31 protein-coding genes are annotated in these 25,856 nt (G+C 70.7%); 10 read left to right on the forward strand and 21 right to left on the reverse strand.

Going from position 1 to position 25,856, the window contains the following annotated elements; genetic code table 11:
- Positions 1–25 precede the first annotated feature (25 nt).
- Complete coding sequence (gene mscL / locus BLQ62_RS19080) at positions 26–478, forward strand: large-conductance mechanosensitive channel protein MscL (RefSeq protein WP_068528418.1); 453 nt, start codon at positions 26–28, stop codon at positions 476–478.
- 86 nt (positions 479–564) lie between these two features.
- Here the strand turns inward: mscL and BLQ62_RS19085 are convergent, their stop codons facing one another.
- The 10 genes from BLQ62_RS19085 to BLQ62_RS19125 form a co-directional block, all read right to left on the reverse strand.
- Positions 565–1,263, reverse strand: a complete 699-nt coding sequence (locus BLQ62_RS19085) for an MspA family porin (RefSeq protein ID WP_068528415.1) — start codon at positions 1,261–1,263, stop codon at positions 565–567.
- A gap of 97 nt (positions 1,264–1,360) precedes the next feature.
- On the reverse strand, positions 1,361–1,717 hold the full coding sequence (locus BLQ62_RS23530) for a hypothetical protein (RefSeq protein ID WP_133298823.1): 357 nt from the start codon (positions 1,715–1,717) through the stop codon (positions 1,361–1,363).
- 103 nt (positions 1,718–1,820) lie between these two features.
- On the reverse strand, positions 1,821–3,155 hold the full coding sequence (locus tag BLQ62_RS19090; protein ID WP_114653481.1) for a hypothetical protein: 1,335 nt from the start codon (positions 3,153–3,155) through the stop codon (positions 1,821–1,823).
- 146 nt (positions 3,156–3,301) lie between these two features.
- On the reverse strand, positions 3,302–4,000 hold the full coding sequence (locus BLQ62_RS19095) for an MspA family porin (protein ID WP_068528411.1): 699 nt from the start codon (positions 3,998–4,000) through the stop codon (positions 3,302–3,304).
- A 67-nt stretch (positions 4,001–4,067) separates the two neighbouring features.
- A complete protein-coding gene (locus BLQ62_RS19100; RefSeq protein ID WP_068528408.1) occupies positions 4,068–4,727 on the reverse strand; it encodes an MspA family porin in 660 nt (219 codons plus the stop codon).
- Positions 4,728–5,157: 430 nt separating this feature from the next.
- On the reverse strand, positions 5,158–5,370 hold the full coding sequence (locus BLQ62_RS19105; protein WP_068528407.1) for a hypothetical protein: 213 nt from the start codon (positions 5,368–5,370) through the stop codon (positions 5,158–5,160).
- Positions 5,367–5,993, reverse strand: coding sequence for a MogA/MoaB family molybdenum cofactor biosynthesis protein (locus BLQ62_RS19110; RefSeq protein WP_082756250.1), 627 nt, complete (start codon positions 5,991–5,993; stop codon positions 5,367–5,369). Before BLQ62_RS19110 ends, BLQ62_RS19105 begins: the two co-directional genes overlap by 4 nt.
- Positions 5,990–7,252 carry a S1C family serine protease gene (locus tag BLQ62_RS19115; protein ID WP_068528402.1) on the reverse strand — a complete coding sequence of 421 codons (1,263 nt, stop codon included), beginning with the start codon at positions 7,250–7,252 and terminating at the stop codon, positions 5,990–5,992. The genes BLQ62_RS19110 and BLQ62_RS19115 overlap by 4 nt, the downstream gene beginning before the upstream one ends.
- Positions 7,253–7,369: 117 nt before the next feature.
- Entirely contained in the window at positions 7,370–8,815 is a 1,446-nt protein-coding gene (locus BLQ62_RS19120) for a HAMP domain-containing sensor histidine kinase (RefSeq protein ID WP_068528398.1), read from the reverse strand.
- A gap of 94 nt (positions 8,816–8,909) precedes the next feature.
- Positions 8,910–9,596, reverse strand: coding sequence for a response regulator transcription factor (locus tag BLQ62_RS19125; RefSeq protein ID WP_068528395.1), 687 nt, complete (start codon positions 9,594–9,596; stop codon positions 8,910–8,912).
- A 111-nt stretch (positions 9,597–9,707) separates the two neighbouring features.
- On the opposite strand from BLQ62_RS19125, the gene BLQ62_RS19130 reads away from it, so the two are divergent.
- A complete protein-coding gene (locus BLQ62_RS19130; RefSeq protein WP_068528393.1) occupies positions 9,708–10,733 on the forward strand; it encodes a GGDEF domain-containing protein in 1,026 nt (341 codons plus the stop codon).
- A gap of 136 nt (positions 10,734–10,869) precedes the next feature.
- Here BLQ62_RS19130 and BLQ62_RS19135 read toward each other — a convergent pair whose 3' ends face one another.
- The 4 genes from BLQ62_RS19135 to mrf all read right to left on the reverse strand — a co-directional run bounded on the left by BLQ62_RS19135 (position 10,870) and on the right by mrf (position 13,327).
- The gene (locus BLQ62_RS19135; protein WP_068528390.1) at positions 10,870–11,523 is read right to left on the reverse strand and encodes a trimeric intracellular cation channel family protein; all 654 of its coding nucleotides are present in this window, start codon (positions 11,521–11,523) and stop codon (positions 10,870–10,872) included.
- Between the two features lie 75 nt (positions 11,524–11,598).
- Positions 11,599–11,772 (reverse strand): 50S ribosomal protein L32, encoded by a 174-nt coding sequence (gene rpmF / locus BLQ62_RS19140; RefSeq protein WP_013127873.1) that lies wholly within the window; start codon positions 11,770–11,772, stop codon positions 11,599–11,601.
- Positions 11,773–11,849: 77 nt separating this feature from the next.
- Complete coding sequence (locus BLQ62_RS19145; protein ID WP_068564594.1) at positions 11,850–12,113, reverse strand: type B 50S ribosomal protein L31; 264 nt, start codon at positions 12,111–12,113, stop codon at positions 11,850–11,852.
- Positions 12,110–13,327, reverse strand: coding sequence for a ribosome hibernation factor-recruiting GTPase MRF (gene mrf / locus BLQ62_RS19150; RefSeq protein WP_068564592.1), 1,218 nt, complete (start codon positions 13,325–13,327; stop codon positions 12,110–12,112). Before mrf ends, BLQ62_RS19145 begins: the two co-directional genes overlap by 4 nt.
- 46 nt (positions 13,328–13,373) lie before the next feature.
- Between mrf and rpmB the strand changes: the two genes are divergently transcribed.
- From rpmB to BLQ62_RS19185, 7 genes are all read left to right on the forward strand, one after another.
- The gene (gene rpmB, locus BLQ62_RS19155) at positions 13,374–13,610 is read left to right on the forward strand and encodes a 50S ribosomal protein L28 (protein ID WP_068528384.1); all 237 of its coding nucleotides are present in this window, start codon (positions 13,374–13,376) and stop codon (positions 13,608–13,610) included.
- Positions 13,611–13,775 (forward strand): 50S ribosomal protein L33, encoded by a 165-nt coding sequence (gene rpmG / locus BLQ62_RS19160; protein ID WP_068528382.1) that lies wholly within the window; start codon positions 13,611–13,613, stop codon positions 13,773–13,775.
- Entirely contained in the window at positions 13,775–14,080 is a 306-nt protein-coding gene (gene rpsN, locus BLQ62_RS19165) for a 30S ribosomal protein S14 (RefSeq protein ID WP_068528380.1), read from the forward strand. Before rpmG ends, rpsN begins: the two co-directional genes overlap by 1 nt.
- Positions 14,080–14,310 carry a 30S ribosomal protein S18 gene (gene rpsR, locus BLQ62_RS19170; RefSeq protein ID WP_068528377.1) on the forward strand — a complete coding sequence of 77 codons (231 nt, stop codon included), beginning with the start codon at positions 14,080–14,082 and terminating at the stop codon, positions 14,308–14,310. Before rpsN ends, rpsR begins: the two co-directional genes overlap by 1 nt.
- 135 nt (positions 14,311–14,445) lie before the next feature.
- Positions 14,446–15,384 (forward strand): AEC family transporter, encoded by a 939-nt coding sequence (locus tag BLQ62_RS19175; protein ID WP_068564590.1) that lies wholly within the window; start codon positions 14,446–14,448, stop codon positions 15,382–15,384.
- Positions 15,385–15,521: 137 nt separating this feature from the next.
- Positions 15,522–16,511 carry a hypothetical protein gene (locus BLQ62_RS24030; protein WP_068564588.1) on the forward strand — a complete coding sequence of 330 codons (990 nt, stop codon included), beginning with the start codon at positions 15,522–15,524 and terminating at the stop codon, positions 16,509–16,511.
- A gap of 139 nt (positions 16,512–16,650) precedes the next feature.
- Positions 16,651–17,253 carry a DUF1707 SHOCT-like domain-containing protein gene (locus BLQ62_RS19185; RefSeq protein WP_068528366.1) on the forward strand — a complete coding sequence of 201 codons (603 nt, stop codon included), beginning with the start codon at positions 16,651–16,653 and terminating at the stop codon, positions 17,251–17,253.
- Positions 17,254–17,292: 39 nt separating this feature from the next.
- Here the strand turns inward: BLQ62_RS19185 and BLQ62_RS19190 are convergent, their stop codons facing one another.
- The 4 genes from BLQ62_RS19190 to BLQ62_RS19205 form a co-directional block, all read right to left on the reverse strand.
- Complete coding sequence (locus tag BLQ62_RS19190; RefSeq protein ID WP_068564587.1) at positions 17,293–19,281, reverse strand: vWA domain-containing protein; 1,989 nt, start codon at positions 19,279–19,281, stop codon at positions 17,293–17,295.
- Positions 19,274–20,677: a sigma 54-interacting transcriptional regulator gene (locus BLQ62_RS19195; protein WP_068564585.1), complete on the reverse strand. Its 1,404-nt coding sequence runs from the start codon at positions 20,675–20,677 to the stop codon at positions 19,274–19,276. The genes BLQ62_RS19190 and BLQ62_RS19195 overlap by 8 nt, the downstream gene beginning before the upstream one ends.
- A 76-nt stretch (positions 20,678–20,753) precedes the next feature.
- Positions 20,754–21,614, reverse strand: coding sequence for an SCO6745 family protein (locus tag BLQ62_RS19200; protein ID WP_068564583.1), 861 nt, complete (start codon positions 21,612–21,614; stop codon positions 20,754–20,756).
- Between the two features lie 42 nt (positions 21,615–21,656).
- Entirely contained in the window at positions 21,657–22,124 is a 468-nt protein-coding gene (locus BLQ62_RS19205; protein WP_068528350.1) for an SRPBCC domain-containing protein, read from the reverse strand.
- A 16-nt stretch (positions 22,125–22,140) separates the two neighbouring features.
- Between BLQ62_RS19205 and BLQ62_RS19210 the strand changes: the two genes are divergently transcribed.
- The gene (locus BLQ62_RS19210; RefSeq protein WP_231857544.1) at positions 22,141–22,587 is read left to right on the forward strand and encodes an ArsR/SmtB family transcription factor; all 447 of its coding nucleotides are present in this window, start codon (positions 22,141–22,143) and stop codon (positions 22,585–22,587) included.
- Positions 22,588–22,698: 111 nt separating this feature from the next.
- Here BLQ62_RS19210 and BLQ62_RS19215 read toward each other — a convergent pair whose 3' ends face one another.
- From BLQ62_RS19215 to purN, 3 genes are all read right to left on the reverse strand, one after another.
- Positions 22,699–23,463, reverse strand: coding sequence for a class II aldolase/adducin family protein (locus BLQ62_RS19215; RefSeq protein ID WP_231857550.1), 765 nt, complete (start codon positions 23,461–23,463; stop codon positions 22,699–22,701).
- A 153-nt stretch (positions 23,464–23,616) separates the two neighbouring features.
- Positions 23,617–25,164, reverse strand: coding sequence for a bifunctional phosphoribosylaminoimidazolecarboxamide formyltransferase/IMP cyclohydrolase (gene purH, locus BLQ62_RS19220; RefSeq protein WP_068564580.1), 1,548 nt, complete (start codon positions 25,162–25,164; stop codon positions 23,617–23,619).
- Positions 25,165–25,833, reverse strand: a complete 669-nt coding sequence (gene purN, locus BLQ62_RS19225; RefSeq protein WP_082756247.1) for a phosphoribosylglycinamide formyltransferase — start codon at positions 25,831–25,833, stop codon at positions 25,165–25,167.
- Positions 25,834–25,856 lie beyond the last annotated feature (23 nt).

A 25,856-nucleotide genomic window follows, 5' to 3' on the forward strand; every position in this document is an offset into this window, starting at 1 on the left:
TACAACCTCACGAAGGACGACCAACATGCTCAAGGGATTCAAGGACTTCCTCCTCAAGGGCAACGTGCTCGACCTCGCGGTCGCCGTTGTCGTCGGTGCCGCGTTCACCGCGATCGTCACCGCATTCACGGACAACATCGTCGAGCCGCTCATCGCGTCGATCGGCGGCGGCCAGGACATCCAGGGCCTCGCCTGGCAGATCGTGGACGGCAACGACAAGACCATCGTCGACTTCGGCGCCGTGATCTCAGCGGCCATCAACTTCGTGCTGGTCGCGGCGGTCGTCTACTTCGTGCTGATCCTCCCGTACGAGACCCTCAAGAAGCGCGCCAGCGGCCCGGCCACCGAGGACGAGGTGGACGTGCTCGTCGAGATCCGCGACCTGCTCGCCGCGCAGGCCTCGCAGCCGCAGGGCGGCGCGCACTCGGCATTGCCGCCGACGGGCCAGTTCCCCTCGCAGAAGCCGCAGCAGCCCTGATCCGAGCTCCCCACGGCGAAAGCCGGCCTCCCCCGCACGGGGAGGCCGGCTTTCGCTTCCAGGTCTGACGATGCGGTCGACTCGCCTCAGCCGAGCGAGAAGCGGTCGCCCCAGAGGATCACGGTACCCTTCCCGTTGCCGACCTGCGCCTTAGCGATGACATACAGGCGGGCCTGCGCATACCCGGCGCAGCCGTCGACACCGATCGTCTGGTCGCTGTAGGTGAAGCTGCCGCTCGAGCCCGTGAAGTCGAAGCTTGTAGACGGGGCGTACCAGTCGGGCGCGACCTCGTCGCCCGGCGTGGGCCAGGTCGCACGGTCGTAGGTTAGCGACTGCGTGCCGATCGAGCCTGCCGCGAGCTTGATCGAACCACCAGTGGTGCCCGAGACCGACGGCGTGATTCCGCCACCAGCGCCGACGGTGGCCCCGGACTCGACACCGGCTCCGAGATCCAGGCTCGCGTCACCCACGTCGACCTGGCAGCCGACCGCGTAGCCGGCCTCGATCGAGCCGCCGTCCGCATCCGCACCCGAAACCTTGATGCTCACCGTTCCCGACACCCACGCGTTCCGGGTGGTGGGCAAGGCGACCATGCCGGGCGACAGCTTGGCTCGCTGCCCTTTGACCGTGATAGTGATCGTGCCGGAACCAGCCTTAACCGACTGCGAGGCGTCCCGCAACGGGATCACGGTATCGGCGCCCGCGGTGGCGGGAGCGAGCAGCGCGACGGTCACAGCGCCAGCAGCGGCGAACGCCGCCGCGGAAATAGAGATTCTCAGGGTCATGTACCCAGTCCTTTCAATACGCCGACTGTGCTTCGTCGACGATTGAGAGGGAAGCTATCAGCCGGAAACCGCCCAAAACACCCATGGAAACGCTGAGTTAACACTGACGAGAAGCTGTAACAGAATAGGCACTTTCTGAGGCGCCCCGAAGGGTTTCAGAGCGCAAATCAGAATCTCGGTTCGCGTCATCACCGGCGCCGGCGCCCAAACCGCGATCTGTCGCATCGGGTTCGGCGTCATCGCTCGGCGTAGCGCCCTTCGACGGCTTCGGCGAGAGATCGATGCCGAACACGTCGACCTTGGCCGACGTCCCGGTCGCCACGCTCTGCTGCGTACCGCCCGGCTTCGAGGAGGTCGTCTGCTCACCGGTCGGCGTGGCGGCCTGCTCGACACCTGCGGCTGTGGTCGGAACCTTCGCGCCCTCGAGCCGGTGGTCCGACACGAACGCCTGCACAACTCAGTATCTGCAAACGCGGAGGCCGCGATGATGCAGAAAAGCGCATCGCACGCCCCGGCGAGGCCGGGACGCGCGATGCATGATGGTGGAGAGGACCGCCCTACTCGGCGCTGCCACCCGTCGACGTACTCCCCTCCGCCGACTGTGACGAATCCGGCTTCGCGCCCGACTCGGCGGCCGGTGTCGGCTCCGCATCGGGCGTCGCCTCGGCCGCCGACTTCGATGCCTCGGCCTTGGGTTCAGCGCTGGGCTTGGACTCGACGGTCGGCTTCGACTGCTCGGCAGGCGTCTCCGACTGCGTCGGCTCGGACGGCTCGGTCACCGTCGGCTCCGCGGCGGGCTTCGAGGTGGCCGGCTTCGACGTGGCGGGCTTCGGCGTCTCAACGACGACCGGCTTGGCGGTCTCAGCGACGGGACTAGCAACTTCGATGGTCGGCTTCGCCGTCTCTGCGACGGGCTTCGCCTTCTCCGCCGCAGGCTTCTGCTCGCCCGTCGCGGTGCCCGCCGGTGCCGTCACCAATGCCAGCTCATCAGTGCCGGCGACAGAGGTCCGCGCCACCGGATCCGACGTGACGGTCGACGCCTTAACAGCCGGCGTCAGGGACGCGACCAGCGCGTCGATCTTGGCCGAGGCCGCCTTGATCTGCGCGCCCGGGAACTCGACGATCGTTGTGACCGACTTCGAAACCGCGTCCGCCACGAGGTTCACGGCGTCACCGAACTTGCCCTGGAAGACCGCACGCGGCACCGAGGTCAGCAGCCCGTAGAAGCTCTTGTAGATCGATAGCGCGGCCTGGCCACCCGCGAAGGCGGTCGCGACCGGGATGCCCAGAACGTCGAGCCCGGCGGTGATCGGGTTGGGCGCGGCGGCAGCCTCAGTCGAAGCTGTAGCGGCGGTCTCGGGCACCGTGGGGACCTTCGGGCCCGAACCGGTCGCGATCCAGGTCAGCGAGTCCGCAATGGCCGTCTGGAACAAAGTGGGGACCGAACCGAACTCGCCCTTGAAGATCGCACGCGGCACAGACGTTAGCATCTTGTACCAGATGGTGTACACGCCCTGACTGGTCTGCAGGACGCGGTACACGGCCTGCACCGGGAGGCCGGCGACGTTGAGGATGTCGGTCACGGACTGCGGCACCGTCGGCAGCTCGATGGCGGCGGCCTGGGCGGTCGCGGTCGACGCGGCGGCCGTAGCCCCCTGGACCGCCTCGTCGGTGACCACGACGAAGGCGCCCAGCGCAGCGGGAACGGTCGCGGCGGCCGGGGCCGCGGCGACGTTCTTGAGCACAGCCGCGGGCGTTACGGTCGAGCTCGCGACCACGACGGCCGGGGCGGTCGCCGGCGCAGACGTCGCGGCGATCGCACCGGAGATGGGGGTGATAGCGAGCGCGGCGGCAGACACGATCGCGGTGAGAGAAATGGCCTTCGTATTCATGGTGTCAGCTTCCGTGAGGACTAATGCAGCGCCCGGAGGTCGCGTACGCATCGGGCGGCGCCGTGCCCATTTTGTACGTTCGTACCAATCTGATGAGACACGAAAGACGGTGCCCGAGTGGACACCGTCTTTGGTGTGCAATGAGATCAGCCCAGCGTGAAGGGCTTGCTCCACAGGATCGTGGTGCCCTGAGTGTTGCCGACCTTGGTCTTCACCTTGGCGAAGAAGCGGGCCTGCGCATAGCCGGCGCAGCCGTCGACGCCGATGGTCTGCTCAGTGAACGCGAGCGAGCCCGACTTGCCCTTGAACTTGAAGCTGGTGCTCGGGTCAGCCCAATCCGGGGAGACCTCGTCGCCAGCCTCTGGCCAGGTAGCGCGGTCGTAGGTCAGCATCTGGGTCCCGATGCTGCCCGCGGCAAGCTTGATCGAGGCGCCGGTCTTTGCGGTCACCTTCGGCTCGATCGTGGGGCCGTTGAAGCCGACGCTCGCGCCGGTGTCACCCGTGACGCCCGCAGTGACGCCCGCAGAGCCCACGTCGATTTGGCAGCCCACGGCGTAGCCGGCCTGGATCGAGCCGCCGTCGGCCTTGCCGCCGTTGACGGTGGCGGTCACGACACCCGAGACCCACGCATTGCGGGTGGTGGGCAGAGCCACCATACCGGGAGAGAGCTTGGCGCTCTGGTTGGTGATGCTCACAGTGACCGAACCGTCACCGATCTTGTTTGTCGTGCTGTCGTTGGGAAGCGGGATGAAGGTGTCGGCGTTGGCCGCACCGGTGGAGAGGACGCCGAGCGCCACGCCGGCCGCGGCGGCGACGGCGGCGCCACGGATCGCGATGTTCTTCATTGAAATGGCATTCCTTCGGGAATCGTCGCCCCCGCGGGGCGAGCAAGAGAGTCAGTCGGTCGGTGGATCAGCCCAGCGAGAACGGCGCGCCGTATAGGAAGCCCTGGATGCGGTTGCTGCCCTTGATCTCGACCCAGGTCACGACGCGCGCCTGGGCGTAGCCCGAACAGTGCTTGATGTCGATGTTCTGGTCCTTGATCGACACGTTGTAAGTGCCGGCCTTGGTGAACTTGATCGAGTCGGTCGAGCCGAGCTGATCGGTGCGGCCGAAGCCGCTGACGCTCGACGTCGCGCCCGGGGTCAAAGGGATCGACACGTCAGCGCCAACGCCACCGAGGCTCGCACTCGGGCCGTCTGAGCTGAGGCCCGCCCCGGGACCGGTGACAGAGACTCCGCCGCCGATCTGGCCGGGGAACTGGCAGCCCACGATGACTCCGACGCCGAGCTTGCCCTGGATGTCCTTCGCGTCGGCCGGCGCCTTCACCGTGACGGAGCCGTTCGAGGTGTACCACGCGGTACGCGACTGTGCGGTGGCCAGCGAGCCCTGGATCGCCGACGAGTTACCCGTCGACTTCAGGACGACGCTCCAGCCCGCGGGTGCCGGGACGGTCTTCTGGCCACTGGGCAGCGGGCCGGCGTTCGCCGATCCAGCAGCGACCGTGGCGGCCGCGGCAACCGCGATCGCAGCGACGCCAGCGCGCCCTGCAACCTTGCTCATCTTGCTCATTCGTTCCCCTCACCAGGAATCTTGGCGCGACGCTCCGGTAGGAGCATCAACGCAGTGGCCCGATCAGCCACCATGCCGACTCCGAGCAGTTCTTTCGGCCCGGACGTCACTATCGGTTCCCCGGAAGTCCTCACTGACCTTCGGTTCCGGCGAAGCATATCCTCAGGTTTCAAGCGGGCGCAACGGTTTCGATCTTCACAAATGGTGAGTTCGCGAAATTGTTGATAACGATAGTGAATCTTTCCGCGGGGCGCCGACCTGGGCTTCTTAGGTTGCGCTCACAGAATCAGCCCGCCTACCAGGGCTGAAGTTAGGGTGGGCTACGTCTGAGAGTTCACTCAGATAACCCAGAGCCGTAACCCAATGGTTCCATCACAAGGTCTGTGTCTTCAGTCACACTACCTGCAGTTTTGCCGGGCTAAGGGAATTTTCAGCCACCGTGATGCGGCGGACGGTTCTCCCGGTACCACCGCTCCGTCGGGTCACCGTCGGACCCGGAAACGGGCGATGCCACACCCGGGCGGGGTGCGGCATCGTCGGGCAGATCGTCCTTGGTCTGCGCGGGCAGAACGTCCCCGAAGATCCGCGCGATGTCGCGCGCGGAGTACTTGCGGGGCGCCGGCTCGCCGGGCGTGTCGGTCACCGCGCCTGGTCGTCGCCGCCGGCGATGTGCCGGATCACGTGGGTCGCGAGCGGGGTGAGGGTGGCCATCCCGTCGCGGATCGCGGCGCGCGAGCTCGCCAGGTTCACCACGACCGTGCTGCCGGACACCCCGGCCAGGCCGCGCGAGAGTCCCGCGTCGGTCGCGCCGGCTGCCAGGCCGGACGAGCGCAGCGCCTCGCAGATGCCGGGCAGCTTCTTGTCGAGAATCTCCTCGGTGGCCTCGGGCGTGACGTCGCGCGCGCCCACGCCCACGCCGCCGATGGTCACGGCCAGGTCGACGCCGCCGATCACCGCGGTGTTGAGCGCGTTGCGCACGTCCACCTCCTCGGCGGGGACGACGACCACGGCGTCCACCTCGAAGCCCGCCTCCTCCAGCAGCTCCGTCACCAGCGAGCCGACGGACTTGCCCGCGCCGCTCGCGCGCGAGGCGCCGGGCTGCAGGTGATCGTCGACGACGATGACGAGGGCCCGGCCGCTCACGCCGGCCACGTCCAGCACCGAATCATCGATCACCGGCGCGTCCAGGGCCTCGTCCTCCAGCCACTCGGGGCTCGCTGCTCGGCTCTGGCTGATCTCCGCGGTCATGTCCACTCCTCGTGTCATCGGTCCAACTTATCGAGCGTCACCTTCGTGGTCACCGGACTCGTACTACTCGGGCTATCGAGGTAGGTAACGGTCACGGTAGTCCCCGGCGGATACGCGCGCACGGCCCCGATCAATCCGAAGCCGTCGGTGATCCGCAGATCGTCCACCTTGGTCACGATCGCGCCCTTGGGGATCCCGGCGCGCCCGAAGCCGCCCGTCGGCGAGACCTCCGCGACCACGGCGCCGGGCCGGCTCACCGAGGAGTCCATCGTCACGGTGACGCCTGCCGCGGCGTGCTCCGCCTTGCCCGACTCCATCAGCTCCTTGGTGATCCGCTGCACCAGGTTCGCGGGGATCGCGAAGCCCAGGCCGATGCTGCCGCTCTGCTGTCCCGTCAGGCGCGAGCCGCCGAGCGTGGCGATCGACGAGTTGATCCCCACCAGGCGGCCGGTCATGTCCACCAGGGCGCCGCCCGAGTTGCCGGGGTTGATCGCCGCGTCCGTCTGCACCGAGTTGACCACCGTGGCCTGATCGGAGTCCTTGCCGCTGGTGGCCACCGGACGGTTCAGGGCGGAGACGATGCCGCTGGTGACCGTGCCGGCCAGCCCGAGCGGGGCGCCGACCGCGACGACCTCCTGGCCCACCGTCAGCTTGCTGCTGTCGGCGAGGGTCAGCGGCTTGACGTCGCGCTTGTCGGTCTGGATCACCGCCAGGTCGGTGACGGGGTCCGCGCCCACCACGACCGCCGGGCTCACACTGCCGTCGGAGAAGGAGACCGTCAGCTTGCCGTTGCCGGCGATCACGTGGTTGTTCGTCACGATCTTGCCGTCCGTGGTGATCACCACGCCCGATCCCGAGGACTCGCTGGTGGCCGCCTGGTTGTCGATCGAGACGACCGCGGGCAGCACGCCCTGCGCGACGTCCTGCACCGACCCCTTGACCACCGGCGGCGCGTCGCCCCCGCTGACCGTCACCGTCGACGCCGAGTTCTCCCCGCCCCACACCAGGTACGCGCCGGTGACCGAGAGCAGCGAGGCGACCAGCGCGATCGCCACCCCGAGGGCCACCAGCGCGCCCAGGCGCGGCCCGCGGGCCGCCGGCGGCGTGGTGGTCACGGTGGGCAGCCCGCCCGGCGCCGGGTAGCCCGACGGTCCGCCGGGGTACGGGTACTGCTGTGTGGGGCGGTACTGCCCCGGTTGCCCCTGCTGGCCGGACGGCGCCGGCTGGTGCCCCGGCTGCTGTCCCTGCTGATAGGGATACTGCGGACCCTCGGTCATGGAGCCCCCTCCTTCGTCTTCGTCCCGCCCACACTGCATACGCCTGCTGTGAAGTGCCTGTGAGCAGAATGTCACTTCCCCGGAAGCGACTTCCCTCACGTGCCCGCAGCGGCTCCTTCACTTCCCCCGCAGCAGGCGCAGGCGGGGTTCGCGCTGCACCACCTGCGGGGCGCGGCCGCCCGCGACCGGGCTGCCGGGGATCTCCAGGCGCACCAGCGCGCCGCCACCGTCGGCCGAGCCGACCGCGACGGAGCCCCCGTGCCGCTCCACCACCTGCTTGACGATCGCCAGGCCCAGGCCCGAGCCGGGCATCGAGCGGCTGGACATCGACCGGTAGAAGCGCTCGAAGACCAGCTCGCGGTCCTCCTCCGGGATGCCGGGGCCGCTGTCGGCGACGGTCAGCGCGGCGCGGGCGACGCCGATCTCGGCGAGCTCGACCGTGACGACCGAGCCGTCGGGCGAGAACTTCGCGGCGTTGTCGAGCACGTTGACCACCGCGCGGCCCAGGCCGCCGTTGTCGCCGTAGACGTACCAGGGCGCGCTCGTGACGTCGAAGCGGACCGTCGGGCGGCGGCGCTCGACGCGCTCGACCGCCTTCTGCAGGATCTCCTCGAGGTCGACCTCCTCGTTGACCGCCTCGGGTGCATCCTCTCGCGCCAGGTCGACGAGGTCGCCGACCAGCGTGGTCAGCTCCTCGACCTGCGCCAGCACGTCGTCGGAGAGCTCCTTCATATCGGCCTCGGGGATCGGCGGCGCGCCCGGCTGGTTCGCCGCGACCAGCAGCTCGACGTTGGTGCGCAGGCTGGTCAGCGGGGTGCGCAGCTCGTGGCCGGCGTCCGCGACGAGGCGGGCCTGCCGATCGCGGGAGTCGGCGAGCGCGCGGAGCATGGTGTTGAAGCTCGTGGTCAGGCGTGCGAGCTCGTCGCGGCCGACCACGGGGATCGGCGCGAGATCGTCCGTGCGAGCCACCCGTTCGGCGGCCTCGGTGAGCCGCTGCACGGGTCGCAGGCCGCCGCGCGCGACGGCGGTGCCCGCGATGGCGGCGAGCACGATGCCGCAGGCACCGACCACCACCAGCACCGTGCCCAGCTCGCTGAGCAGGTTCTTCGTCGGGGTGAGGTCCTCGGCGACGATGATGGTGACGCCGTTGTCGAGGCGGCGCGCCATCACGCGGGTGTCGCCGACCGAGCGGCGGGACTCGGCGCGCTCCCCCGAGATCACCTGCCGCTCCTCGTCGCCGATCGGCACCTGGCCGGACGGGCCCGAGTGGTACGGCGTCCCGTCGGGGTAGACGACCATCGTGCGGTTGACGGACATGTCCGGCCGGAACATCAGCATCATCATCACGGTGGTGAACTGCGTGACGGGCGAGCTCATCGCCGGCGCGACCGAGTCCACCTGCTGCTGCAGCCGGTTGTCGACGTCCGCGTACATGGCGCGCTTGACCACGAAGAACGCCGACGCCGCCATGAGCGCCACGGTGATGCCCACGACGGCCGCGGCCAGCAGCGTGACGCGCCAGCGGAAGCTCACGTTGCGGGTGATCGGGTTGGGATCGCGCATGGGGCGCCGCACGCCCGGGTCGGACGCGGCGCGCCGGTCCCGGACCTGCCTGTCCCTGGCCTCCGGCCGTGCGTGCCTGGGCGCCGTCATCGCATCACGGCGGGGTCTCGCGCAGGACGTAGCCGACGCCCCGCACGGTGTGGATCAGGCGGCTCTCGCCGTCCGCCTCGGTCTTGCGCCGCAGGTAGCCGACGTACACCTCCAGCGCGTTGCCCGAGGTCGGGAAGTCGTAGCCCCACACCTCCTCGAGGATGCGGCTGCGGGTGAGCACGCGGCGCGGGTTGCTCATGAGCATCTCGAGCAGGCTGAACTCGGTGCGGGTGAGGCTGATGTTCCGCTCGCCGCGCACCACCTCGCGGGTGGCCGGGTCGAGGCTGAGGTCCTCGAAGCGGAGCACCTCGTTGTCGGCGCCCGTGTCGGGCGCGGCGCGGCGCAGCAGCGCGCGCATCCGGGCCAGCAGCTCCTCCAGCGCGAAGGGCTTGGGCAGGTAGTCGTCGGCGCCCGCGTCGAGGCCGCTGACGCGGTCGCTCACCGCGTCGCGGGCCGTGAGCACGAGGATCGGCAGGTCGTCGCCCGCGCTGCGCAGGCGGCGGCACACCTCGAGGCCGTCGATCCGGGGCATGTTCAGGTCCAGCACCAGCGCATCGGGGCGGTTGCTCGCGATGTGATCGAGGGCGTCCTGCCCGTCGACGGCGGTGTCCACCTGGTACCCGTTGAAGGTCAGCGAGCGACGCAGGGACTCCCGTACCGCACGATCGTCGTCGACCACCAGAATTCGCATAGTCCACAGTCTTACCGAACTCGGGTGTGAATTGGCTTAAGGGGTGCTTGGCCGAGAGCGAACAGGCATGCGCTGTTCGCCACACATTCTTGAAACGATTACAGTCCGTGCGTGATCACGACGACCTCCTTTGTCAAGCGTACCTTTGCTGACGGCGCTCGGGTCTACGCCGACAACGTCGAACTGCTGGCACGGGTGGGGCTGCGGCGGCCCGTCGCGTACGTCACGGCGGGCAGCGTCACGCTCATCGCCGCGGCCGCCATCGCACTCGCCTTCGAGGGCATGTCGACGATCCCGCTGCTGTGCCTCTCGCTCTCGCTGCCGGGCTTCGCGTGGGGTGTGCGCTACCTGATGCGGCGCCCGGTGAGCTACGTCGAGTCGCTCGGCTACGTCCTGTACTGCGATGTGGTGATCACCACCGGCCTGTTCGTGGTCACCACCACGGGCGTCGCCTTCCTCAAACTCGCCTGGCTCGTGGCCACCGCCAGCTACGTCTGCGTCTATCACGGGCGGGTCGCCATGTCGGTCCAGGGCGCCGTGATGACGCTGGCCCTGGCGATCGCCGTGACCGGCGGCGCGCTCCGCGGCGACGTGAGCACCGGCGTGCTCGTCACCGGCGCCGCCACCCTGGTGCTGGCCCTGCTCATCACCGGCTGGGTGGTGTACGCGGGCAAGAAGCAGTTCGCCCTGCACGCCGCCTCCGCCGCCCAGCTCGCCCGGCTCGACGAGCTCACGGGCCTGCTCAACCGCCGCGGTCTCACCCAGGACTGCCGGCGCTGGTCCGGCGCGATGACGGTCGCCGTCGTCGACTTGGACGGGTTCAAGCAGCTCAACGACACGCAGGGGCACGCCGCGGGCGACGAACTGCTGCGCCGGGTGGCTCGCGGGCTGCAGGCCGCCGCCGGACCCGACGCGCTCGTCGCGCGCCTCGGCGGCGACGAGTTCGCCGTCGTCGCCGAGCGGCTCCCCGCCGATCTCGGCGAGCGGCTCTTCGACCCGTCCGAGACGCCCGTGCGCGCCAGCGTCGGCCTCGCCCGGGGCATCGCCGACGGTGCCTCCATGCTCGGCTCGCTGCTCGAGGAGGCCGACCGCGCAATGTACGAGGCCAAGCGAGCCCACGGCAGCCGGGTGGCCTGAGCCCCGCGCAGCCGCCGAGCGGCCTCGACCCCGCGTCGACCTCACCCAGCCCCGCGTCGACCTCACCCGAGCCCCGCGGCGTCCTCACCCGGCCCCGCGGTGTCCTCACCCGGCCCCGAGCGTCGGCCTCGTCCCGTCAGGGACGGAGGAAGCGCTTGCAGGCGCGCAGGGCCCGGCCGAGCACGTCCTCGGGCGCGACGGGCACGCGCCAGCCCTGCCACAGCGCCAGCAGCCGGAACCCCGAGGCGAGCACGGCGCCCACCAGCAGGGAGCGCGCATCGGTCGCGCCCCATTGCGCGGCCACGACGGTGGCGACGGCGCCGGTCAGGGCGGGGATGGCGTAGAGGTCGCGCTCCTGGATGAGCAGCGGTACCTCGTTGACCAGGATGTCGCGCAGCACGCCGCCGCCGAGCGCGGTGGTGATGCCGATCAGCGCGGCGGCGAAGGGCGACGCGTCGTGATGCAGCGCCGTGAGCGCGCCGGTCGCGGAGAAGACGCCCATGCCGACGGCGTCGAGGACGAGCACCGAGTTGCGGAGCCGGCCGAACTGCGGGTGGAAGACGAACACGAAGGCCGCCGCGATCGAGGCGACGGTGATGTTCTCCCAGCCCTGGAACGAGGCGGGCGGGTGGATGCCCAGCAGCACGTCGCGCGCGACGCCACCGCCCACGCCGGTGAGCGCCGCGAGGGTCCACACCCCGAAGAGGTCGAGCCGCTTGCGGACGCCGATCAACGCACCGGAGGCAGCGAAAACCGCGATGCCTGCGTAGTTCAGCACCGCGAGCAACACGACGGCTCCTTCAGATACACCTCAAGAGCGGGCCGGCACAGGGCCGACCCGCTCTCGGGGAAAGATCAGTGGAGCTTAGCGGCGATCGAGATCGACCAGGCCCAGCTTCGCGGCGCGCACGAGGCGACGCGGAACCAGGTGGGTGCGGCCGCCGACCTGCACGGCCTGCAGCTCGGGGTTGTTCGCCTTCCACTGCGAGCGACGAGCATGCGTGTTCGCCCGCGACATACGGCGCTTCGGTACAGCCATGATTCTTCCTATCGGTCTTGACGAAAAAAGCTCTCGACGCGAGCCCAGGAGGCTTCCAACGTCACAAGCACTGAAGTCTACCGTCCCGCGGCCCGCCCGCCAAAACGCGCGTACTTCTCCTGGAACTTCTGCACGCGGCCGGCGGTGTCCATCACGCGCTGCTTACCCGTCCACAGCGGGTGCGAGTCGCTGGTCACGTCCACCACGATCAGCGGATACGTGACCCCGTCGACCTCGACGGTCCGCTCCGACGTCGCGGTGCTGCGCGTGAGGAAGACCTTTCCCGTCGACGAATCCTGGAACGCGACCGGACGGTACTCGGGATGGACTCCCTGCTTCATGACATCTCCTCATCGATCTCGGTCTCGGCCGCGGGCGCGGCGAGGTCCTCACACGGGTCGGCGTGCATCTCGCCGAACGGGTCGTGCCAGCCGGCCCACTCGGCGGGGCCGGCCGCCAGCTCCTGCGGGGTCAGCTCGGCCCAGCGCAGCGTGTCGGCGATCTGCGCGGGGTCGGCCCCGGCGGCGAGCACCACCAGGTCGGTCCGACGGTCCCCGTGCGTCTCGTCCCACGCCGCCGACGCGATCGCCCAACGCTCGGGCGAACCCTCTCCCCCGGCGGCGAGCCACCGTCCGGCCGCGCCGACGCGCAGCCCCGCCCCAGCGGACTCGAGCCAGAAGGCCTCGTCGGGCCGGGTGGCGAGCCAGATGTGCCCACGGGCGTGGACGACACCGTCGAGCAGCACGTCGATGGCCTCGTGGAACCGGCCGGGGTGCAGCGGGCGGCGGGCGCTGAACTCGACCAGGGCGACGTCACCGTCGGGCTCGAGCGGCGGGCAGCCGGGCAACAGCGGGCCGAAGGGCTCGATCGCCGGGCGCGGCGCGGCCACGCGCGGCAGCAGCTTCTCCAGGGGCACGCGCTCGCGGGCGATCGGCGCGCCGGGCGCGAGGCGGCGCAGTACGGCGCGCAGGCGGGCGGGGTCGGGGCTGTCGCCGGTCACGACCAGCAGCCCGGCGCTCTGCACGTGCCCGACGGCCAGTTGCGCGACGGTGCGCTCGTCGTCGTCGGGAACGCCGTAACGCTCCCCCAGGTCCTCCTCGCCGAGTGCGTCGGCGAGCCAGGTCGGTCCGTCGACGAAGCCGATCACGCCGACCACCTCGACGTCGCGCGCGGCCGGGCCGGGCACCGCGCCGACCATCTCCACCACCACGTGCTCGATCGCGTGCCGCACCGCCTCGGCCTCGAGGATCGGGTCCAGCCGCACGACGATCCGGCGCACGCCGGCGCGGCGGTGCAGCGTGCGCAGCAGCGGCAGCAGGTCCTCGCGCAGCGTGCACGAGACGCAGCCGTGCGCGAGTTCGAGCACGGCGACGCGCTCCTCGGCGACCAGGTCGGGCCGGAACGTGGTCTCCGACCGCACGACGAGTCCCTCGCGCAGGCCGGAGAGGTCGTGGTGCACGACGACGGTGCCGGGTTCGGCCAGCTCGAGCGCGCGCTCCTGCTCGCCGAACCCGGTCAGGAGCAGGACCGGAGTTCTATTGGAAATGATTCCCATTTCTAGTACGTTACCTTATCGACAACCGTTCGCAAGAAGGAGAACCATGTCCGCACACTGCCAGGTCACGGGTCGCGCACCCGGCTTCGGCAAGCGGGTCTCGCACAGCCACGTGCGCACGAACCGCCGCTGGGACCCGAACATCCAACGCCGCCGCTACTACGTGCCCTCGCTCGGACGCACCGTCGTGCTGCGGGTGTCCACGAAGGGCATCAAGACCATCGACCGCCGCGGCATCGACGCGGTCGTCGCCGAGATCCTGTCCCGAGGGGAGAAGCTGTAAATGGCCCGCAACGAGATCCGACCGATCATCAAGCTCAAGTCCACCGCCGGCACCGGGTACACGTACGTGACCCGCAAGAACCGTCGCAACGACCCCGACCGCATGGTGCTGCGCAAGTTCGATCCGGTGATCCGGCAGCACGTCGACTTCCGCGAGGAGCGCTGATGGCGACCAAGGCGAAGATCGCCGCCAACGAGCGGCGCAAGGCCCTGGTGGCGCGGCACGCGGAACGTCGCGCCGAGCTCAAGCGGCTCATCGCACACCCGTCGACCGACCCCGACGAGCGGGCCGACGCCGTGCGCACGCTGGCGAAGCTGCCGCGCGACGGCTCGGCCACCCGGGTGCGCAACCGCGATGCCGCCGACGGCCGCCCGCGCGGGCACCTGCGCAAGTTCGGCCTCTCCCGCGTGCGGGTGCGGCAGATGGCGCACGACGGTCAGCTGCCCGGCGTCCGGAAGTCGAGCTGGTGATGGCGCGTAAACCGGTCCGCATCGCGGCCTCCCGGCGCGGCCTCGTCCGCGTCCCTGAAGGCGCTCTCGACTACAAAAACGTCACCTACCTGCGCACCTTCCTCAACGAGCGGGGCAAGCTGCGCTCCCGCGCGGTGACCCGGCTCTCGCCGCAGGATCAGCGGAAGCTGGCGCACGCGGTGAAGAACGCGCGCGAGATGGCGCTGCTCCCGTACTCCTCCAAGAAGTAGCCGCGTGACGAAACCGGGCTGTTTTCGGGCCAGAATGGGCATACGCCGTTCTGACTCGAAATCAGCCCGGTTTCGTCACGTGCAACCCGCAGCAGCTCTCGGCGGCGATACTTCGGTCGCGTAACCTTTCGGCCCATGACCTCCGTACTGGCCGGCTTCGCCGTGATCGCGATCATCATCGCGGCGGGCTGGCTGCTCGGCCGGCTCGAGGTGCTGGGCGAGCAGCCGGAGAAGCAGCTGTCGCTGCTGGTCTTCTACCTGCTCACGCCCGCCCTACTCCTGCATGCACTGGCCACCACGGATGTCACGGTGCTGTTCAGCTCGCGGTTGTGGGTCAGCGCCGGGTCCGCACTGGCGATCGCCGCGGTGTACTACGTGATCGTCCGGGTCTTCTGGCGCCGCAGGATGGGCGACGCGACCATCGGTGCACTGGCCTCCAGCTATGTGAACTCGTCGAACCTCGGCATCCCGATCGCGGTCTTCGTGCTGCACGACACCTCGTACGTCGCGCCGCTGCTGCTGTTCCAGATCCTCGTCTTCTCGACGATCGCGCTGACGATGCTCGACATCGCCGAGGCGCGCGAGCGGACCGGCCCGAAGCTGCCGCTGTGGCGGACCGTGGCCACGCCGCTGCTCAACCCGATCGTCGTGGGCGCGCTGATCGGGCTCGCGATCTCGCTGACCCGCTGGCACCCGCCGGACTGGGTGATGAGCCCCGTCAAGCTCCTCGGCGACGCCTCCGTCCCGATGGCGCTGATCGTCTTCGGGCTCTCGCTCGGCGGCGTGCGGGTGCTGCAGAAGGGCGAGGCCCCGCGTCGGGACATCGCGCTGGCCACCGTGCTCAAGATGATCGCAATGCCGGTGCTGGCCTGGGCGATGGCGCGCTTCCTGTTCGGCCAATCCGGCCATGCGCTGTTCGCGCAGACGGTGACCGCCGCCCTCCCCACGGCACAGAACGTGCTGGTCTACGGCCTGCGGTACAACCGCGGCGTGATCCTCGCGCGAGATTCCGGCCTTATCACAACGGTGCTCTCGATCCCGGCGATCATGCTGATCGCGTTCCTTCTCACCTGACGAATGTGACGCACGACCCGGTCACATTACGCGTGTGACGCCCGTTTCGGCTTGGGTTCGCGAAACTACTCATGGGTTAATGAAGCCACGAGCTGCGCGCTGTACGGCGCGCAGCGAACCGAACCCAGGAGAGACCCATGGCTCAGACCGCCGCACAGCGCGCCGTCGAGGTGTTCGTCTCTGCCGTTGAGGCCCGCGGGGGCAAGGCAGAGGTGACCACGAAGGGCAACACCACGCTCGTCACCGTGACCGCGACCGACGGCCGCACCGAGACGCTCCGCGTCAAGGCCACCACCGGTGATTCGTGGCAGGCCCGCAAGAGCGAGGCCACCGCGAAGGCCCCCGTCACGGCCTGGGCCCTGGTCGATCTGTCCGACGGTGCGCCGATCGCGCTCGCCCCGGCCGCCGACTACGCCGCGCACGTGGCGAAGCTCGCCGCCGCGTGGGAGGGCAAGAACCCCGGCAAGGCGCTGACCGCCAACACCAACCTCGCCGTGACCGCCGACGCCGTGGCCGCGTGGGAGGACGCCTGGGCCGTGCTCGGCCTCGACGGTGCCGCGTCGCCCGCCGCGAAGGACGCTGCCGCAAAGCCCGCGGCTGCCAAGCCCGCCGCCGAGAAGCCCGCCGCCACGAAGGCCGCCCCGGCGAAGAAGTCGACCGCCGGCAAGACCACCCCGGCCGCGAAGAAGGCCGCACCCGCCAAGAAGGCCCCCGCGAAGAAGGCGCCGGCGAAGTCCGCCGCCAAGCCCGCCGCCAAGCCCGCCGCCAAGACCACGGCCGCGAAGCCCGCCGCCGCGAAGCCCGCCGCCGCGAAGCCGGCCGCGACCAAGCCCGCCGCCAAGCCGGCCGCCGCGAAGAAGGCGCCGGTCAAGGCGTCGGAGGCCAAGATCACCCCGATCGCCGCACAGAAGGACGCCGCCTCGAAGGGCAGGGCGCCCGCTTCGATCGACGCGAAGAAGCCGGCCGCCACGTCGGACGCGAAGGCCGCGCCGAAGGCGAACGCGGACGCGAAGGCTCCGTCGAAGGATGTCGCGAAGGCCGAGCAGAAGGCGGCCCCGAAGAAGGGCCAGCCCTCGGGCATCGCGCTGCTGCTCAAGCGCCTCCCGGTGGTCGGCCGCCTGCTCTGACGCGAGCGCCCCACCACCGCCGCCCAGCGGCGACCCGATCGTCCCCCGGTTCCTCGGACCGGGGGACGATCGCGTTCCGGGGCGGTATCGACCGGTTTTCGGAGGCGCACGGCCGACCCGATCCCCTAGAGTCGGGGGTATGTCCGACGAGCTCGAACCCCTCCGCCGCGACGTCCTGCGGGCATCGGATCACGACCGCAACCGCGTCGTCGAGATGCTCTCCGAGGCGCTGGGCCTCGGCCAGATCGATCTGCACGAGTACGAGGAGCGCTCACAGGAGGCGGTGGCCGCGCGCACCTTCGCCGATCTCGATCGCCTCGTCGTCGACCTGCCCGCCGTGCAGAACCTCCCGGCCGCTGCGACGCCCGCGTACCGCCCACCGACGACGGCACCGGCCGGGGTGCCGCGCATGGGCGACACCAAGTGGGCCGTGATGTCGGAGACCAAGGTGCGCGGCCCCGTCGCGGTCGGGCCGGAGCACACCGCGACGGCGTTCTGGGGCGGCGTGACGCTGGACCTGCGCGAGGCCACGTTCCTCGTGGGCGACGTGGTGCTCAACGCCTACGCCGTGATGGGCGGCATCAAGATCGTCCTGCCGCGCGGCGCCAACGTGCACGTGGAGGGTGTGGGCGTGATGGGCGCCTTCGAGCACAAGAACCCGCAGACCGGCGATCCCACCGGTCCCCGGATCGTGGTGAAGGGCTTCGCCTTCTGGGGCGGCGTCGAGGTCCAGATCAAGTAGGCGCTCCACCGGTCCCCTGCGGCGCCGCCCGGCGACGATCTAGCGTCGGGTGCGGTTGCCCAGGTAGTCGCCGACGACGGCGGCGCCGAGCCCGTCCAGGTCCGGGGAGACCAGCCGCCCGCCCACGCGGCGCACCACCGCCGTGAGGAAGCGGGTGAGCCCGGGATCGTCGCCCAGCTGGAAGACGGTGATCTGCGCGCCCTGCGCGGCGACGGCGTCGAGCCCGCGCACCGTCATCGCGACGGTGCGGGGGTGCGGCGGGTAGTCGAAGAAGGGCTCGCCGTTCCGCTCGAGGTGGGCCGTCGGCTCACCGTCGGTGACGACGAGCAGCACCGGCTGCGCGTTCGGGTGCGAGCGGAAGTGCTGCTGCGCCAGAGCGAGTGCGTGGTGCAGGTTGGTGCCCTGCTCGTACGCCCCGTCCAGCCCGGTGAGCTCGCCGACGCTGAGGGTGCGGGCGTACCGCCCGAAACCGATGAGCGCCAGGTCATCCCCGCGGAAGCGCGTCGAGATCAGCTGGTGCAGAGCCAGCGCCGTGCGCTTCATCGGCAGCCAGCGCCCCTCCATGACCATGGAGAAGCTGGTGTCCACGAGCAGCGCGACGGCCGCGCGGCTGCGCGCCTCGGTCTCGGTGACCTCGATGTCCTTGGCGTCCAGCGTCACCGGCCCCGTCTCCCCCGAGGCGGCCTGCCGCAGCACGCCGTTGAGCACCGTGCGGGTGGCGTCCCACGGCTCGGTGTCGCCGAAGCGCCACTCCCGGCTCGCGCCGGTCGCCTCGCCGGTGGCGCCGGCGCGGGCGGTGTTGCGCTCGCCCCCACGCGCGGTCAGACGGTGCGCGACGTCCCGCAGGATCGACTGGCCGAGCTGCCGGATCGCCTTGGGAGACAGGCGCAGCGCCCCGTCGGGATCGCGGGAGAAGTAGCCCTGGTCCTTCAGCGCCTTCTCCAGCTCGGCGAGCGTGCGCGCGTCGGCGACGGCCTCCTCGCCGAGCTGCCGCTGCAGCGCCTCGAGGTCGATGTCGTCGAGCGAGGCGCCGTTGTGCTGCTGGCTGAGTTGCTCGGCGAGCGATTCCAGGTCGGCGATGTCCTGCATGGCCTGCGTCGCATCCCCCAACCCCATCCCGGAATCGCCCTCGAACTCCTGGCTGCCGGTCCAGTCCTCGCCGGGCCGGGCATCCATGAGCTTGCCGGTCAGATCGCTCAGCGCCTGGGAGAGCTGCGGCGAACCGAAGGCGGCCTGCGAGAGCTCCTCCAGCTCGGCCCGCTGCTCGGGAGTCAGGCTGTTGTAGAGCCGCTGCGCCGCGGCGGACCGCTGGGCCAGCGCGTCGATCAGCTCGTCGATGTTCCGCGGGTTCTCCGGGAAGTACTGACCGTGCTCGGCCATGAACTCCTCGAAGTCGTCCTGCGTCGCGGTGCCGGCGTTGTGCTTGTCCAGCAGCGTGTTCAGGTCGTCGAGCATCTTCTGGATCTGCTCGCGGTCCTCGTCGGTGGCGCCCTCGAGGGCCTGCTTGATGCCGGCGAACTGCTGATCGAGCAGCTCGCGGCCGAGCAGGTCGCGGATCTCCTCGTACTTCTGCGCGGCCTCCGGCGAGCGCCAGGAGTAGTCGCCCAGCTCGCGGACGGCCTGCGCCGCCGACGGCGGCAGGTTCGAGATCCGCATCTCCTGGAACCGCGCGTCGTCGTCGAGCGCCCGCGCGAGCTCCTTGCGCTCCGCGAGCACGGCCTCGTCGAGCAGCTTCTGCACGTCGTCGAAGGTCTTACCGAGGTTGTTGCGCTGCAACAGCTCCTGCCGGCGACGGTTCGCCAGCTCGGCGAGCTTGTCCAGGCCGCGGCGGTTCTCGCTCCCGCGGCGCAGGTACTCCTGCAGGGCGCGGCGCGGGGAGACGCCGCTCATGACGTCGCGGCCGATCTCGTCGAGCGCGTCGCGCAGGTCCACCGGCGGGGCCAGCGGATCGGGCCCGCCGGTGTAGCGGCGGTACCGGGCCAGATGCCCCCGCCGCGTGCTCTTCCCGCGCCGGGACCGATCAGCCATAGACGGTCTGGCCCTCGTCGTCGGACTCCTTGCCGATCCGCCGGGCGAGGTACAGGCCCTCCAGCGCGAACTCGGCGGCCGCGGCCCGCTCCCCCGGGGTCTCGGCCTCGAGCCGGCGGTAGACCTCGGCCAGCACGGGCACCTCGGGCAGGTTCTCCAGCAGCTCGGCGGCGGTCACGTCGTCGCCGGTGACGATGGGCCCGCCGGCCTCGATGGCCTCCACGAGCGGCCCCAGGTCGACGCCCAGTAGGTACTCGGCGATGGTCTCGGCCGTCGCGCGCCGCAATAGGTGCACGAGCGTCGCGATCTCGCGGCCCTCCTCGCCGGCCTCGAACTCGACCTTGCCGCGCAGCACGTCGGGCACCGTCATCAGGTCGACGGGGCGCGCGACGGGCAGCTCCTCGCCGCCCACGGCCGCGCGGTGCAGGGCCGCCGCGGCGATGGTCTCCTGCGCCGCGATGGCGAACCGGGCGGAGACGCCGGAGCGCTGGTCGACGGCGGGCGATTCGCGCAGCTCGCGGGTGAACCGGGCCAGCACCTCGGTGAGGTACTGCGGCACGGAGGCGACCACGTCGGCCTCCTGCTCGATGACCGCGACCTCGTCCTCGAGGTCCAGCGGGTAGTGGGTGCGGATCTCGGCGCCGAAGCGGTCCTTGAGCGGGGTGATGATGCGCCCGCGGTTCGTGTAATCCTCGGGGTTCGCGCTGGCCAGCAACAGCACGTCGAGCGGCAGGCGCAGCGTGTAGCCGCGCACCTGGATGTCGCGCTCCTCCATCACGTTGAGCATGGCGACCTGGATGCGCTCGGCGAGGTCCGGGAGCTCGTTGACGGCGACGATGCCGCGGTGCGCCCGCGGGATGAGGCCGAAGTGGATGGTCTCGGGGTCGCCGAGGCTGCGGCCCTGCGCCACCTTGACGGGGTCGACGTCGCCGACCAGGTCGCCGACGGAGGTGTCCGGCGTGGCCAGCTTCTCCGAGTAGCGCTCGTCGCGGTGCCTCCAGGCGACGGGCAGCTCGTCGCCGAGCTCGGCCGCGCGGCGGATCGAGGCGGGGGTGATCGGGTGGTACGGGTGCTCGCCGAGCTCGGCACCGTCGATCACGGGGGTCCACTCGTCGAGCAGGCCGACGATGGTGCGGATCAGGCGGGTCTTGCCCTGCCCGCGCTCGCCGAGCAGGACGACGTCGTGGCCGGCCAGGAGGGCGCGTTCGAGCTGCGGGACGACGGTGTCGTCGAAGCCCTGGATGCCGTCCCAGGGGTTCGTGTCGGCGCGCAGGGCGGCGAGCAGGTTGTTGCGGAGTTCGTCCTTGATCCCGCGGTAGACGTGGCCGGAGGCCTTGAGTTCGCCGAGGGTGGCGGGGCGATCAGCGGGCAGCGTGTCGGGGCGTGCGGTGCTCACGGAAGCCACGCTACGCCGATCCGCCGGTTCCGCCCCAGCGAGTACGCCCGCAGCGAAACCGGGAATACCCCGGGCGCTACTTCTTCGTGCTTCCGGGGAGCACGCCGGCGTCGATCACGGCCTTGCTGACCGGGCGCATCCGGTCGATGAGGCCCTCCGTGGCGTCGGCGAACGCGGCGCCGCTGACGGCGTCGGTGCCCGCCTCGATCTCGTCGTACAGGGCCATGCCCTCCGGGGTCAGACGGTGCGCCTCCGGCTCGCCCTCGACGAGGCCGCGCTCGGTGAGCCGGGCGACGGCGCCGTTCCACTGCTCCTCGCTCCAGCCGCGGGTGATGCGGAAGAACCGACGGCCCATGACCCGGCGGCGGATCTCGGGATCGGGGAGGTCGGCCTCGTGGAAGACGCCGGCCTCGAGGCCCGTGAGGCCGTGGCGGATGAGTTCGGCCAGGTGGTTGTCGCCGCGCCACTCGCGCAGCACGGAGACGTGTCGCCAGAGCGCGAGCGCCGGCGCGTCGGGGACGGGCGACGCGGCCCACGCGGACGCCAGCGCGCGGCCGCCCAGCGGCAGCCCGTCGGCGACGGCGCCGAATCCCTGGGCGAGGGCCTCGATCTCGGCGGGGTCGATGCCGGCGAGGATCGTGCCGTACTGCTCGGCGAGCATCGCGTAGCGGCGGTCGTCGATCTCGGCGAGCCCCGCCTGCAGAGCCTGCGTCCACCCGTTCTCGATGACGGTGGGCGAGAAGTTGTAGAACGCCGCCGTCACCACCGAGGCGTGCGCCTCGCCCATCGGTGCGGCCCGGGCGCCGACGTAGAAGGCGTGCTGGTCGATCCCGAGGTCGCTGCACGCATCCCGGATTCCGGGGTTGAAGTAGGCGACGACGTGGAAGGGCTCGACGGTCTCGTAGGCGCGACGGGCGAGGGCGGCGGTCTCCGACATGCCTTCACCCTGTCAGGGCGGGCGCCCGCTGTCGACGGTGGGTTACTTGTAGAAGCCCTCGCGCAGGTTGATGCCGTGCTCCACCCAGGCCTTCATGGCGGCGAGCATGCCGGTCCAGCCCATGCAGTTGCCGAAGGCGCCCTTCGCGCCGTCCTCGGTGAGGGTCCACGCGGATTCGGTGATGGTGACCAGCGTGCGGGTGTCGTCGTCGACGGGGGCGAACTCGAAGGTCGTGGTGGTGTGACCGTCGCCGGCGACGGCGTTCTCCGCCTCCCAGCGGATCACGATCTTCGAGTGCGGGTCCGCCTCGAGCACCTGCACGGGGAACGCTCCGGGGAAGTCGGCGAAGTCCCAGGTGACCTCGGTGTTCGGCTCCAGCCGGCCGCGGGCGCCGCCGGTGGTGAAGTACTTCGAGAGCTGCTCCGGGTCGGCGACGGCCTCGTAGACCTGGGCCGTGGGGCGCGCCACGTAGCCGGAGACGGTGAAGGTGAGTTCCTTGAGTTCGGACATGTGATAAAACTACAACATGTCATCGGGAGGCCGCAAGAGCGAACGCACAGGCATCGACGCGACGCAGGCGCCGGCGCCGGCGTCGGCGGCCGGTGCGGCGAGCGCGCTGCCGGCGGGGGTTGCGCCGGCGATCGGGGCGACGTCCACGCAGGCGCCGGACGACGATGCCGACGACCTGGTCTTCAAGGCGCTCGCCAACGGCACCCGTCGCCGCATGCTCGACGTGCTCAAGGAGGCGCCCCGGACCACCGGCGACCTGTGCGATCACTTCCCCGACCTGGACCGCACCACGGTGCTGCAGCACCTGCGCGTCCTCGAGCGGGCGGAGCTGGTGATCGGGCGCAAGGTCGGCCGCGAGCGGCACCTCACGCTGGCGCCGGTGCCCATCAAGCGCATCCACGACCGCTGGATCGGCGAGTACGCCCGCGCCGCGGTGTCCCTCCTCGACGACCTCAGCCGCTGACCCGCGGCCGACGCGTCGTGAAAGTCGGGTTCTGCGGCGATCCGGCACCGAATTCGGTGGCGGAGCCCCGCAGAACCCGACGTTCGGTACGCGCCCTGTCGGCGGCCGGGGCTAGTCGAAGACGTCGGGCGAGCTCGCGACGGTCTGCTCCCAGAGCGGGCGGAACTGGAACCAGCCGGCGAGGTCGCTGCCGACCTGGGAGCGGGTGAGCAGGGCCGTCTCGTGGTCGATCTCCTGCGGCCGGCCGGCGGCCATGGCGAGCAGCTGCGCCTGGCACGAGCGCTCCATCGTCACGAACCACCAGGCGGCCGAGGAGACGGAGCCGCCGACGGTGATGAGCCCGTGGTTCTTGAGGATCGCGGCCTTGTGATCGCCGATCGCCGCGGCCACCCGCTTACCCTCGACGGTCTCGTTCACCACGCCGGCGTAGTCGTCGTAGATGCCGTGGTCCTCGTAGAAGGCGCAGGCGTCCTGCGTGAGCGGTGCCAGCGGAATCCCCAAGGACGAGAACGCCTTCCCGTGCACCGAGTGCGCGTGCGCGGCGGCCACGGCGTCGGGCCGGGCGTCGTGCACCTGCGCGTGGATCACGAACGCGGCACGGTTCACGGGGCGCCGCCCGTGCACGACGACGCCCTCGTGGTCCACACAGATCAGGTCGGAGACGCGGATCTGGTTGAAGCTCATGCCGAACGGGTTCACCCAGAACAGCCCGGAGTCCTCGGGGTCGCGGGCGGTGATGTGCCCGGCGACGCCCTCGGAGAAGCCCAGCCGGCCGAAGACCCGGAAGGCCACGGCCAGATCCCGCTTGCGCTGCTCGCGCTCGTCCTCGACCGAGAGCCCCATCGGCGGCAGCGGCATCTCCGCATCCTCGGGCATCGGCCCGACGGCGGCCTCGAGCAGCGGTAGGACTTCGGGCGGCACCTGCATCGACATCTCCTCCGTGCGATCGTCGCGGGCACGACGAAGGGGCGGAAACGGCGAACGCCCCCGGGACAATGATTCACCCCGGAGGCGTTCGCTGCGCGCGGATCAGTGGAAGAAGTGGCGCGTGCCGGTGAAGTACATCGTGACGCCCGCCTCGGCGGCGGCCTCGATGACCTCCTTATCGCGGATGGAGCCACCGGGCTGGACGATCGCCTTCACGCCCGCGTCGATGAGGATCTGCGGGCCGTCGGGGAACGGGAAGAAGGCGTCGGACGCGGCGACCGAGCCGAGCACGCGGTCGCCCGCGCGGGTCACGGCCAGTTGCGCGGAGTCGACGCGGTTGACCTGCCCCATGCCCACGCCCACGGACGCACCGCGGGAGGCCAGCAGGATCGCGTTCGACTTCACCGCGCGGCAGGCGCGCCAGGCGAATTCGAGGTCGGCGAGGGTCGCCTCGTCGGCGGGCTCACCCGCGGCCAGCGTCCACTCCTCGGGCGAGTCGCCCGCGGCGTCGATGGCGTCGGACTGCTGCACCAGCAGGCCGCCGGTGATCTGCTTGATCTCGGTGCCGAGCACGGGCGGCTCGGCGAGCAGCACGCGGATGTTCTTCTTGCGCTGCAGGACCGCGACGGCGCCGTCGGCGTACGAGGGCGCGATGATGACCTCGGTGAAGATCTCCGAGACCTGCTCGGCCATCTCCAGGCTGACCTCGCGGTTGGCGGCGATGACGCCGCCGTACGCCGAGACCGGGTCGCACGCGTGCGCCTTGCGGTGCGCCTGCGCCACGTCCTTGCCGATGGCGATGCCGCACGGGTTGGCGTGCTTGATGATCGCGACGGCCGGCTCGTTGAAGTCGTAGGCGGCCCGCCAGGCGGCGTCACCGTCGGTGTAGTTGTTGTAGCTCATCTCCTTGCCGTGCAGCTGCTGCGCCTGCGCCAGCCCGGTCTTCGCGCCGTCGACGTACAGCGCCGCGCCCTGGTGCGGGTTCTCGCCGTAACGGAGCACGGCCTCGCGGGTCCAGGTGCCGCCCATCCACGCCGGGAACTTCTGATCCGGCTCGGGCGCGACGACCGAGGTCATGTACGAGGCCACGGCCACGTCGTAGTCAGCGGTGTGCCGGAAGGCCTTCGCGGCGAACGCCTTGCGCTGCTCCAGCGAGAAGCCGAGGCGGGCGCTGTCGATCACGTCGCCGTAGTCGTCGGGCGAGACCACGACGGTCACCGACGGGTGGTTCTTGGCCGCGGCGCGCACCATCGACGGTCCGCCGATGTCGATCTGCTCGATGCACTCGTCCTCGGAGGCGCCGGAGGCGACGGTGTCGGTGAACGGGTAGAGGTTCACCACGACGAGCTCGAACTTCTTCACGTCCAGCTCGCGCAGCTGCTCGAGGTGCTCGGGCAGGCGGGTGTCGGCGAGGATGCCGGCGTGGATCTTCGGGTGCAGGGTCTTGACCCGGCCGTCCAGGCACTCGGGGAACTCGGTGACGTCCTCGACGCGGGTCACGGCGACGCCCGCGTCGGCGATGGTGCGCGCGGTCGAGCCGGTCGAGACGATCTCGACGCCCGCCTGCGCCAGGCCGGTGGCCAGCTCCACCAGGCCCGACTTGTCGTACACGCTGATGAGCGCGCGCTTGATCGGGATGTTGCTGCTCATTTAAATGGTGACCTTTCGTCCATCCACGCTGTAGCCCTGGCGGGCGATTGCCGCGACGACCTCGGTGAGAAGCCGGCGCTCGACGACCTTGATCCGTTCGTGCAGGGTCTCCTCGGTGTCCCCCGGCTGCACCGCGACCGCCTCCTGCGCGAGGATCGGTCCGGTGTCGAGCCCCGCGTCGACGAGATGCACGGTGGAGCCGGTGAGCTTGACTCCGTGCTCGAGGGCGGCGGGAACGGCGTGGGCGCCCGGGAAGGCGGGCAGCAGCGCGGGGTGCGCGTTGACGACGCGCCCGCCGAACGCGGCGAGGAAGGCGGGGCCGAGGATCTTCATGAATCCGGCCGCGACCACCAGGTGCGGCTCCATCTCCTCGACGGTGGCCGTCAGCGCGGCGTCCCAGTCGGCGCGGCCGTCGTAGGCCCGCAGCGGCACCTCGGCGCTCTCCACGCCGGCCTGCGCGGCGACGTCCAGCGCCCGGCAGGTGCGGTCCGCGACGACGCCGACCACGGACCCGGGGTAGCCGGGCTCACCCGCCGCCGCGAGGAGCGCCTCGAGCAGCGAACCGGTGCCGGAGGCCAGAACGACGATCCGGGCGGGCGCGCACGGCGGCACGACCGTGGGGCTGGGCGTGGTCAGGATGCACTCTTTTCCGAGGGGGCGATGCGCCATCAGCCTAGCGCCGCGCCTGCGGG

The organism is Tsukamurella pulmonis, from assembly GCF_900103175.1.
In the GTDB taxonomy this organism is placed as follows: domain Bacteria; phylum Actinomycetota; class Actinomycetes; order Mycobacteriales; family Mycobacteriaceae; genus Tsukamurella; species Tsukamurella pulmonis.